The 9735-nt window shown below is 66.7% G+C and carries 11 protein-coding genes; 2 read left to right on the top strand and 9 right to left on the bottom strand.

Annotated features, from left to right (window positions below):
• Positions 1 to 148: 148 nt before the first annotated feature.
• The 9 genes from U9979_RS15905 to U9979_RS15865 all read right to left on the bottom strand — a co-directional run bounded on the left by U9979_RS15905 (position 149) and on the right by U9979_RS15865 (position 7948).
• Complete coding sequence (locus tag U9979_RS15905; protein ID WP_322779992.1) at positions 149 to 487, bottom strand: XRE family transcriptional regulator; 339 nt, start codon at positions 485 to 487, stop codon at positions 149 to 151.
• On the bottom strand, positions 484 to 783 hold the full coding sequence (locus U9979_RS15900) for a type II toxin-antitoxin system RelE/ParE family toxin (protein ID WP_322779991.1): 300 nt from the start codon (positions 781 to 783) through the stop codon (positions 484 to 486). Before U9979_RS15900 ends, U9979_RS15905 begins: the two co-directional genes overlap by 4 nt.
• Before the next feature lie 217 nt (positions 784 to 1000).
• On the bottom strand, positions 1001 to 1420 hold the full coding sequence (locus U9979_RS15895; protein ID WP_416220236.1) for a type II toxin-antitoxin system VapC family toxin: 420 nt from the start codon (positions 1418 to 1420) through the stop codon (positions 1001 to 1003).
• Positions 1410 to 1673, bottom strand: a complete 264-nt coding sequence (locus tag U9979_RS15890) for a type II toxin-antitoxin system prevent-host-death family antitoxin (protein WP_322779989.1) — start codon at positions 1671 to 1673, stop codon at positions 1410 to 1412. Before U9979_RS15890 ends, U9979_RS15895 begins: the two co-directional genes overlap by 11 nt.
• 245 nt (positions 1674 to 1918) lie before the next feature.
• Entirely contained in the window at positions 1919 to 5218 is a 3300-nt protein-coding gene (locus U9979_RS15885; RefSeq protein ID WP_322779988.1) for a protein kinase domain-containing protein, read from the bottom strand.
• 171 nt (positions 5219 to 5389) lie between these two features.
• The gene (locus U9979_RS15880; RefSeq protein WP_322779987.1) at positions 5390 to 6262 is read right to left on the bottom strand and encodes a DUF4097 family beta strand repeat-containing protein; all 873 of its coding nucleotides are present in this window, start codon (positions 6260 to 6262) and stop codon (positions 5390 to 5392) included.
• 69 nt (positions 6263 to 6331) lie between these two features.
• Positions 6332 to 6877 (bottom strand): hypothetical protein, encoded by a 546-nt coding sequence (locus U9979_RS15875; protein ID WP_322779986.1) that lies wholly within the window; start codon positions 6875 to 6877, stop codon positions 6332 to 6334.
• Positions 6878 to 7010: 133 nt separating this feature from the next.
• Positions 7011 to 7343, bottom strand: coding sequence for a hypothetical protein (locus tag U9979_RS15870; RefSeq protein WP_322779985.1), 333 nt, complete (start codon positions 7341 to 7343; stop codon positions 7011 to 7013).
• Positions 7340 to 7948: a Panacea domain-containing protein gene (locus U9979_RS15865; protein ID WP_322779984.1), complete on the bottom strand. Its 609-nt coding sequence runs from the start codon at positions 7946 to 7948 to the stop codon at positions 7340 to 7342. The genes U9979_RS15870 and U9979_RS15865 overlap by 4 nt, the downstream gene beginning before the upstream one ends.
• Positions 7949 to 8393: 445 nt before the next feature.
• Here U9979_RS15865 and U9979_RS15860 point away from each other — a divergent pair, with 445 nt between their 5' ends.
• Positions 8394 to 8534 (top strand): hypothetical protein, encoded by a 141-nt coding sequence (locus tag U9979_RS15860; RefSeq protein WP_322779983.1) that lies wholly within the window; start codon positions 8394 to 8396, stop codon positions 8532 to 8534.
• A 72-nt stretch (positions 8535 to 8606) separates the two neighbouring features.
• On the top strand, positions 8607 to 9725 hold the full coding sequence (locus U9979_RS15855; protein ID WP_322779982.1) for a serine/threonine-protein kinase: 1119 nt from the start codon (positions 8607 to 8609) through the stop codon (positions 9723 to 9725).
• The last annotated feature ends 10 nt before the right edge of the window (positions 9726 to 9735 follow it).

Raw genomic sequence — 9735 nt, 5'->3', positions numbered from 1 at the left:
GGTTCGGGGTTCAAGTCCCTGGCGGTGCACCCATCCTGACCTGGTGTTCTCGGTCGGATCACTATCAAAACAAGGTCTTTCTTAGGGTGACGTGACCTCACTGTACCCACGCCGCGTGGTCTGTTCTTCGGTCTGCCGGTGGCGCCTGCTATCCGAGAACGTACGACTCGTCGCCGAAATCGGCCACGATCTTCAACGTGCCGCCCAGCGCTTGGACGTACGCGGCAAGGGTGTCAACCTCGCTGCGTTCCAACTGGCCCTTCTCGATGCGGGACACGCGGGCCTGTGTCACTCCCATCGCCTTGGCTACCTCAACTTGAGTCGCATGCTGACGTCGACGCACCTCCGTGAGCCGGAATGCCCGTGCGTGGGCGATGAGGCGCTGCGCACCGGCGCTGATCTCTTCACGTTCGGCGGCGGTGAAGGCGAGCTCGTCAGTGAGATCCGCCCACGAGCGCGCTTCCGGGTCCTTCAGGTGGTCAGTCACTGGTCGTCTCCTTGCGTCTTCATCCGCTTGATGTGCTCCGCGTATGCCGCCTCTGCTAACGGAATCGCTGTGCGGTACCAGCCCCGCCAGTTGGCAGCCTTGTCTCCACCTGTCAGGATTACTGCCTGTCGCTCCGGATCGAACACGAACAGCAGCCTCACTTCGCTCGCCCCGACCGATCCGGGTCGCAGTTCCTTGAGGTTCGATAACGTTGAACCCTTGATCGTGTCCACGAGGGGTCGGCCAAGAGCCGGTCCCTCGATCTGCGGCACCTTGATGGCTTGGCTGACCAACATCAGGTTCGCCGGCTATGCCGAAGATCCGCGTGAGTTTGTTGTTGGGTACGCTAAATTGGTCAAAAATCGTACACAACGACAAACTCGCGCCGATCATAACCTGTGGAATGCTTCCGGACGGGATCCGCGCGACCTGGGTTAGGCACTGTTCCTCCCGGACCTCCCGGACCTCCCGGACCTTGAAGGCATGCACCTCGGCCGGTCAAGCGGATCTTAACTATCGTGGACGGGTGACGGGCACGACTCGGACAAGTCTTTCAAGGCCGGTGAAGTCGTCAGGGTTGATTGTGTACAGCGGAAGGTTGTTGGCAACGGCCACACAAGCGATCAGTAGGTCCGCAAGACGGCGCCGCGGTGTCCGGTTCGCGGCGAGTACGGCCGCGTACACGGGACCGTAGTGGCGTGCGGCTTCTGCGTCGAATGGTAGTGGGTCGTAGGTCGCCTCCGTTCTTTGCAGGCGTCCGATCCTGACCGCACGTTCAACAGGGTCGTTTGTGGCGTGTGGACCGGCTGTCAGTTCCGTGAGGGTGATTGAACTGATCGCGGTTTCGATCGGCAGTTCGTCGGGGTCCACGCGGGGAAGATGGACGATCACGTTCGTGTCGAGCAGCCCTCGACTGTGGCGATCAGTCACCAAACAACCCTTGGTCGACAACGGCGTCGAGGTCGGCGAAGAACCGGTCGGCGTCGAGCGGCGCCTCGTGGGCGAACATGGCGAGAACCTGGGCAACAGGGACAAAGGTCCGCCGTCGGAGCGGAACCAACTCGGCGATCGGGCTGCCGTTCCGCGTGACGACGAATGTCTCACCGTGCTCGACAGCGCGCAGGATCGCACCGGAGTCGTTTCGGAGCTCCCGTTGGGTGATCTCATGCGAGACAGGCTGCGACATGTTTATGACTCTAGGCGATAATGCTACGAGATGCTACGAGATGCTACGTCGTGCTACGGGCCATCCCATGGGCGGGTACCGACGCTCGTAACGTGGATTCCAGCGGCACGCTCGGATCCGTCCCCGTGTACCCATTGCTGTACCCAAGCCGGCGGACGTTGGTGGACGAGCACGACCACCGGCGGACGGTGAGCCCAGGTCATGCCGACACGGCGGACGTTCACCGACATCGGCGGGCCAATGCGCTAATGGCCGTCGGTGCTGACCCGGCGGATTCGCTGGTTGTTCTGGTCGGCGATGTAGAGGGTGCCGGTGTTGTCGACGGCGACCCCGGTTGGATGTGCGAGTTGGGCGTGGGTGGCTGGGCCGCCGTCCCCGGAATACCCGGGGGAGCCGGTGCCGGTGCCGGCGACGGTGGTGATTGTTCCGTCGGTGCCGATCCGGCGCACGCAGTTGTTGTACTGGTCGGCGATGTAGAGGGTGCCGGTGCTGTCGATGGCCACCCCGGTCGGATTCGCGAGTTGGGCGTGGATCGCTGGGCCGCCGTCCCCGGAATACCCGTAGGCGCCGGTACCGGCGACGGTGGTAATTGTTCCGTCGGTGCCGATCCGGCGTACCCGGTTGCTATTCCCATCTGCAATGTAGAGGGTGCCGGTGCTGTCGACTGCCACCCCGGTTGGATGTGCGAGTTGGGCGTGGGTGGCTGGGCCGCCGTCCCCGGAATACCCGGGGGAGCCGGTGCCGGTGCCGGCGACGGTGGTGATTGTTCCGTCGGTGCTGACCCAGCGGATTCGCTGGTTGTTCTGGTCGGCGATGTAGAGGGTGCCGGCGTTGTCGACGGCGACCCCGGATGGATATGTGAGTTGGGCGTGGATGGCTGGGCCGCCGTCCCCGGAATACCCGAAAGTCCCGGTGCCGGCCACGGTGGTGATTGTGCCGTCGGTGCCGACTTTGCGTATCCGGCTGAACTGGTCGGCGATGTAGAGGGTGCCGGTGTTGTCGACTGCCACCCCGGTGGGGTGCGCGAGTTGGGCGTGGGTGGCTGGTCCACCGTCCCCGGAATACCCGAAGGTCCCGGTGCCGGCGACTGTGGTGATTCTTCCGTCGGTGCCGATCCGGCGCACGCAGTTGCTGTTCTGGTCGGCGATGTAGAGGGTGCCGGTGTTGTCGACTGCTACCCCGCTCGGATGCGTGAGTTGGGCGTGTGCAGCCGGCCCGCCGTCTCCGGCGAACCCGTAGGTGCCGGTGCCGGCGACGGTGGTGACTTTTCCGTCAGTGCCGATCCGGCGGATTCGCTGGTTGTTCTGGTCGGCGATGTAGAGGGTGCCGGTGTTGTCGACTGCGACCCCGGTCGGATATGCGAGTTGGGCGTCGGTGGCTGGCCCGCCGTCCCCGGAAAACCCGTAGGTGCCGGTACCGGTGATAGTGCTGATTGTTCCGTTGGTGCCGACCTGGCGCACCCGCTGGTTGTTCCGGTCGGTGATGTAGAGGGTGCCGGTGCTGTCGACTGCCACCCCGGTCGGATATGCGAGTTGGGCGTCGGTGGCCGGCCCGCTGTCCCCGGCGAAGCCGTAGGTGCCGGTGCTGGCCACGGTGGTGATTGTTCCGTTGGTGCTGATCCGGCGTATCCGCTGGTTGTTCTGGTCGGCGATGTAGAGGGTGCCGGTGCTGTCGACTGCCACCCCGGTCGGATTCGCGAGTTCCGCGTGGGTGGCTGGACCGCCGTCCCCGGAATACCCGTAGGTGCCGGTACCGGCGATAGTGCTGATTGTTCCGTCGGTGCCGACCCGGCGCACCCGATGGTTGTCCGAGTCGGCGATGTAGAGGGTGCCGGTGCTGTCGACCGCCACCCCGGACGGACCCGCGAGTTGGGCGTGGGTGGCTCGCCCGCCGTCCCCGCCGTCCCCGCCGTCCCCGCCGTCCCCGCCGTCCCCGCCGTCCCCGCCGTCCCCATGGGTGCCGGTGCCGGCCACGGTGGTGATTGTTCCGTTGGTGCCGATCCGGCGTATCCGCTGGTTGTTCTGGTCGGCGATGTAGAGGGTGCCGGTGCTGTCGACTGCCACCGCGGTCGGATACGTGAGTTGGGCGTGGGCAGCCGGCCCGCCGTCGCCGGTGAATCCGGGGGTGCCGGTGCCGGCCACCGTGGTGATTGTTCCGTTGGTGTCGACTCGGCGTACCCGGTTGCTGTCCGGATCGGCGATGTAGAGGGTGCCGGTGCTGTCGACCGCCACCCCGGACGGACCCGCGAGTTGGGCGTGGGCGGCTGACCCGCCGTCACCCGTGAACAATTCGGCACCGGCCACCGTAACGATCATCGGAGAGCTGGATCCGCTCGATCCGCTCGATCTGCTCGATCTGCTTGGCGTAACGACGATCGTCACGACGACAAGAAGCACTGTCAGAGCTGTCAGAAGGACACCGACACCGATAAGCAGGGGCTTGCGACTGCGGTGTGCGATGGCGACGGCTCCTGCTGGGGAGTCCGCGTCGCGGTCGCGGGACACGGTAATCTTGGAGAGCTCCGCGTCGCTGCCGGCTGAGCGAGACTGGTTCTCGTCGTGACCGAGGCCTCCCGGGGCCGCCGGACCGGGTTGACCGGATGGCGCCTTCGGCCGATCTCCAACACCATCTCGGGGGAGCGGGCCGACAGCATCCTCACATCGAGGCGTCGGCTGGTTCGGCTGGTTCGGCTGGATTGGTGCGGACGCCACGCGGGTGGCTGCCTCCCGGATCGCCTCGTCCACCCGCAGGATCAGGCCGCTGCGTGTGAGCCAGCCGGGGTCGAACACCTCCGCGGCAGCCTCGGCCAGCGCGACCGCGAATTCCTGCGCCGACGGGTAGCGCGCGTCGATGTCCTCGTCCACCGCCCGCATGACCACCCCGGCCAGCGCCGGGTGCACACCGGTCAGCGGCCCGACGCGGGGACGTGCCGGCAGCTGCTCGGTGAACAACGAGTACAGCACCAGCCCCAGGGAGTACAGATCCGTACCCGGGCCGAGCGCGGCGAAGTTGCGTTGCTCGGGTGCCATCCAGAACGGCGTCCCGGTGCTACCGAACGCGGCGGTGTGTTCCAGCAGTTTCGCGATCCCGAAGTCGACAATCTTCAGGGTGCCGTCGTCCGCGAGGAGAAGGTTCGCCGGCTTGATGTCGCGGTGCAGCAGCTGCCTGCCGTGCACATAGGCCAACGCGTCCGCGGCGGCCAGGCCGATCCCGCACACCGTCTCCGGTGAGAGGCTGCGGCTGACGGTGTCCAGCGACTTACCGGCGACGAACTCCATGAACAACAGGAAGAGGTCATCGACATCGACCGCGTCGAAGACGTTGACCAGGTGCGGGTGATTCAGCTGGGCCAGGATCTTCGCTTCGTCACCGGCGAGTCGAAGCCCGTCCGTACCCTTCACCAGTACCGCTTTGACCGCGACCAGCCGATCCAACCGACGGTCCAACGCCTGGAAGACATCGCCGAAACCGCCATCGCCGAGCCGGCCGCGCAGTTCATAGCGGTCGGGTAAGGCCCGTTCCACACGGTCACGGTCTACCGGCACAACCCTGCTGCTCCCAATGGCGACCGCCGAGGACTCCCGAAGGTACGGGTCGTCATCTTTCCCCCGGATGGGGTAATCGTAGCCAATCGGCCTTTGTCTACGGCGGACGACCTGCCCGGCGCTCTGGGCGTGTCGGATGGACCTCCTCCGCCCTGCAGGCCACTTTCTGGATCATTGCACGTATCGACCAACATCCATGGAGCGGTGGATGGTGATGTCGCCGTAGGCGGTACGGGCGCGTACCTCGACCGCCTCCTCGCCTGGTTCGGGACGGTCGGCGGCGTCCAGGTCGTTCTGCACGTTGCCGTAGCTCGTATTGAGGTCCAGCCAGGCGGCGACTCCGTCGAGGATTCCGATGTCGACCGTGCCGTAGGCGGTTTGGGTGAGAATGGCACCCCGTGCCACCTCGCCGATGCGGACGTCGCCGTTGGCGGTTTTGGCCGTAACCGTCGCGTGCGCCTGGTTGACAACGATGTCGCCGTTGGCCGCGCTCACCCGGAGGTCGCTGGCGACCTCGCCGATCCACGTGTCTCCGTTGGAGTTTTTGATCACAGCTGTGCTGTCGATGCTGCCGATCCGCACGCTGCCGGAGCCCGTGGTGATGTCGGTGTGGCCGACCGCCCGGCCCACGCCGACATCACCACTGCCGGTCCTGAGCTCCACCGCGCCTGCCTGATCGACGTGGATGTCGCCGATGCCGGTCTTGTAGCGGCATTCGCCGAGGCGACCGGTGCAGTGCAACGTCGCTACCCCTGCCGCAGCTCGCACATGGGAGCCCGCCGGCAGGTCGATCTGCACATCGATCGACTCGCCGCCTCCGCGAAAGGCGTGCTGCCGCCATCCCCTCGGCGCTTTGATCAGCAGCATGCCGTTGGCGTACTCGACGCGAGTCTGCTCGGCGGCGGCCACATCGGACTTCTTGGCACCGTCGCTCGGGCGCACCTCGACGACGGTGTCGGTGCGGTCACTCGCCACGATCCGGATGTCACCGACGGCAAGCTCCACGGTGACGGAGATGGGTTCGGGAGCGTCGAAAGTAGGCATGGCAGTCCTCCTGATGGGTTGGTGAGCACCCGGCGACTAAGGGTCGTGGCGCGGCGCGGTTCGGTTCGGTTAGCGCGCCCAGCCCGTGTAGCGCGCAGCGCCCCGCGGGGCGCGTCGTTCGTCTCGACGGTTGGGGTCGGTTCGTTCCAACGCGGCGGCAGCCGCGCGCACGAGCCAGGCGTTGACCGACAGCCCTTCGCCGCCCGCGGCCTGCTCGATCCGAGCCTTGAGGTGATCAGCCATGCGCAGGTTGATCCGCGAGATCCCGCCCTCGTCGCCCTCGACGGAAGCCGGCGGCGCGACGCCCGTCACCGGCCGGCCGGTCGGCGTCGTGTCACCGTCACCCGGCAGGTCGTCGACGGACGGGTCGACCGGCGGTGGTGTCACCACGAACTCGAGGTCGCCTCCGCGCAGGCGCAGCTCGACCGAACCCGGCGCGAGCTCGCAGGTGATCTCCTCCGCCGCGACCGCCAGCGCGTCCTGCAACGTGAGTCGGATAGCCGCGTCCAGGGGTGCCACAAGGCGTTCAGCAAGCGCACGAGCGTCATCACCCCCGGCCTCGGCGGCGACCGCAAGCTGGCCTTGGATGTTCTCGACGTACAGCCGGAGGTCCATGGCGCCACTATGGCATCAAGTCCGGTGCCATATCAAGGGCAACATGAGCCAGGGTGGCCCTACACCGCCTCTTGCTCAGTGTCAGTTGGAGCTGACCGTGAGTAGCCGTCGAGGTGCCTGGCGATCGTGGACGTCAGCCGTCCGGGTCTCCCTGGATCATTGCCCAGAACTCGGTGTCTTCCTCGAAGGAAACGATCTCGACCTGGTCGGGAGCCGTCAGGTACCCGTAAACGAGGATCGGTCCGAACTCCCTGCTAGGAGCGAGGAAGACTTTGCGGACTACGTCGCCGGCCTCGGGTAAAAGGGTGTCCCAGTCCCGTTCGAACTGGATACGGGCCGCGAGGACGGGGCCGGTCATGAACTCCTCGTAGTTCGGACCGCTGTAGGTCAAGCTCCGTGCCAGCGGGTAGGCGGCTCGTGCCGCCTCAAGGAACGAGCGGCCGTATGTGACCGTGAGGCGTGTCACCGGGCTGGACGGCCCTGGCGCGCGTAGTCGTCGGCGATCTTGCGGGCGCGGGCCTGTATTCGGGGGCTGGTGCGCTGGTCGCCGGGGGCGAGGTAAGCGGTGGCATAAGGGATGTCCTCGCCTTCGTCGACGATCCGCCAGCCGGGTTCCTCGCCGGAGAGGTCGGTGGCCTCACGGGCGGTGCGTCCGTAGAGCACGGCGACGGCGTCCTTGACGGCGGTCAGTTCGGTGTCGGAGAACCGGGACCGGTCCGCGGGGCGTAGTGGGCGCAGACGGTGCTGTTCGCGGCCGAGTACGGTCTCGGTCGCCATCTCCGCCGCGCCGGAGGCGACCAGCCGGTCCCGGATCGGCCGGAGCGGGCGAGGTGCGGGACCGTGGGGCAGCTTCTGGTACCGCACTCCGGTGATGGGGCGGCCAGTCTGGCGGACGTGCGCGAACTCCGCGAAGAAGAGCACCTTGTTGACCTTTGCGATGCCTCCGAAGCGGTCGCCGGAGAGTTCCTCGGCGACCAGGAGGAGCAGTTCGGCGAACTTGTCCTCGTCAGGCTCGGTTGGGATGTCCTCGGCGGCCAGGCTCGCTGCGATGATCCGTTCGTACTCGTCCACCACACGTGCTCCCTGATCAGACCGCTGGTTACGGTCGCCCCGGGGCAACCTTCATCCAGCTTGCTCCATCGAACAGATGTTCACAACTCGGGTGTGGGGTCGTTGCTCTCCGCGCCCAAAATTGGATGATCCTGGATGGGTTGTTGCCTGTGGCTGCTCCAAATGGGATGGGTCGTGGCCAAGGGCCCGAACCCGCGCTGCGGGCGCCGCGATTTCTACCATCGTGCGGTATCCGATCGCGACCTGTGTCGAGGGTTCGGTGGGCGGTTCGAGGCCAGATCCAGTTCCTTCGACCGACTTGCCGCGACAGCGGATCGGTCCGATTATCTAACTAATTGTCCTACCCGTCACATGGCGTCACTTCCGGGTGGAGAGCCTGCCTGATTCGGACGTACGCGGCTGACAGATCTGGAGCCAAATGGTCGGCAAATCTGGAGGTCGACCTGTGGCAGATCTGGAACTGGAAAGCTGGCAGATCTGGTGGAAGGTCGAGGCGAGAGCGCCGGCGGCGCATCTGTGCGGTCTGTTCGACCGGTCGCCGTCGATGCCCGGTGTGACCGCTAATGAGCTGACTGTTCTAGACTGATCGTTCGCGGTCGTCGACGATGGTTGCCTGGTCGGACGTGGGGGCGGGTGGGTGGTTCCGTTGGATCCGTTGGTGCCGTCGGATCCGGTACGCGTCGGCCCGTATCGGATCCATGCCCGGCTGGGGTCCGGTGGCATGGGCCGGGTGTACCTGGGGACGTCGGCCGCGGCTGAGAAGGTGGCCGTCAAGGTCATCAAGTCGGAACTGGTCGCGGATGCGGGGGTTCGGGCGCGGTTCGCCGCCGAGGTCGAGAACCTCAGGATGGTCTACGGGTCGCGGGTCGCCCGGTTCGAGGGCGCCGGCCTGGACGACGAGCCGTCCTGGTGCGCGGTCGAGTACGTCCCCGGTCAGACCCTGCGCCAGTACGTGGACCTGCGGGGGCCGCTGGAGCCGCCGCTCGCGGCGATCCTCGGCGCGGCGCTCGTCGAGGGGTTGGCGAAGATCCACGAGGTCGGGTTGCTGCACCGCGATCTCAAGCCGCAGAACATCCTGCTCGGCCCGGACGGCCCGAAGGTGATCGATTTCGGGCTGGCGCTGCTGGCGGACCGGAGCAGGGAGCTCACCGAACCGGGCGCGGTCGTCGGGACGGTGGCGTACATGTCACCTGAACAGGCCCGGGGCGAAAGAGACCTGACACCCGCGGCGGATGTCTACGCGCTGGGCGCCACCCTGGTTGCGGCCGCGACCGGACACCCTCCGTACCGAGGTATGGGTGGGCCGGCGTTGCTGTGGCATATCGGTGACCCGAACCATCATCCGGATCTCAGCGCCGTGCCGGCCGCACTGGCGTCGGTGCTCGGCGCGATGGTGGCCTTCGAGGCGTCCGCGCGGCCGTCGCTCGACACGGTGCTTGAGCGGCTGTTGGCCGTGGCGACGGCCGGCCGGCGGACGGAGTCGGGGATGCGTCGCCGTCTCGTGGAACGCACCCACGGTTCGGCGGTCGATGGGCAAGTGATCATGCCGCCGGATGTGGATGATCCGGTGGCCGACCCGGTGGCAGACCCGGTGGCAGACCCGGAGATGACGCGCGATGCCGGGCCACCGCACGTTGTGCCATCACCGGGGCCTGGGATGGGGTCTCGGATGGGGCCTCGGGCGGGGCCGGCGACATCGCAGGCGCGGGCGTCGGTCAGTGTGGAGTGGCTGGTGGCGCGCTTGCGCGCCGAGTACGCCGGTGATGCGGCCTTCTGAATCAGTTCTG

Origin of the sequence: Protofrankia sp. Cas4 (genome assembly GCF_963555915.1) — a bacterium.
GTDB lineage: Bacteria > Actinomycetota > Actinomycetes > Frankiales > Frankiaceae > Protofrankia.
Note: the sequence above shows the minus strand (reverse complement) of the source record. Positions and strands in the feature narration are given on the sequence as shown.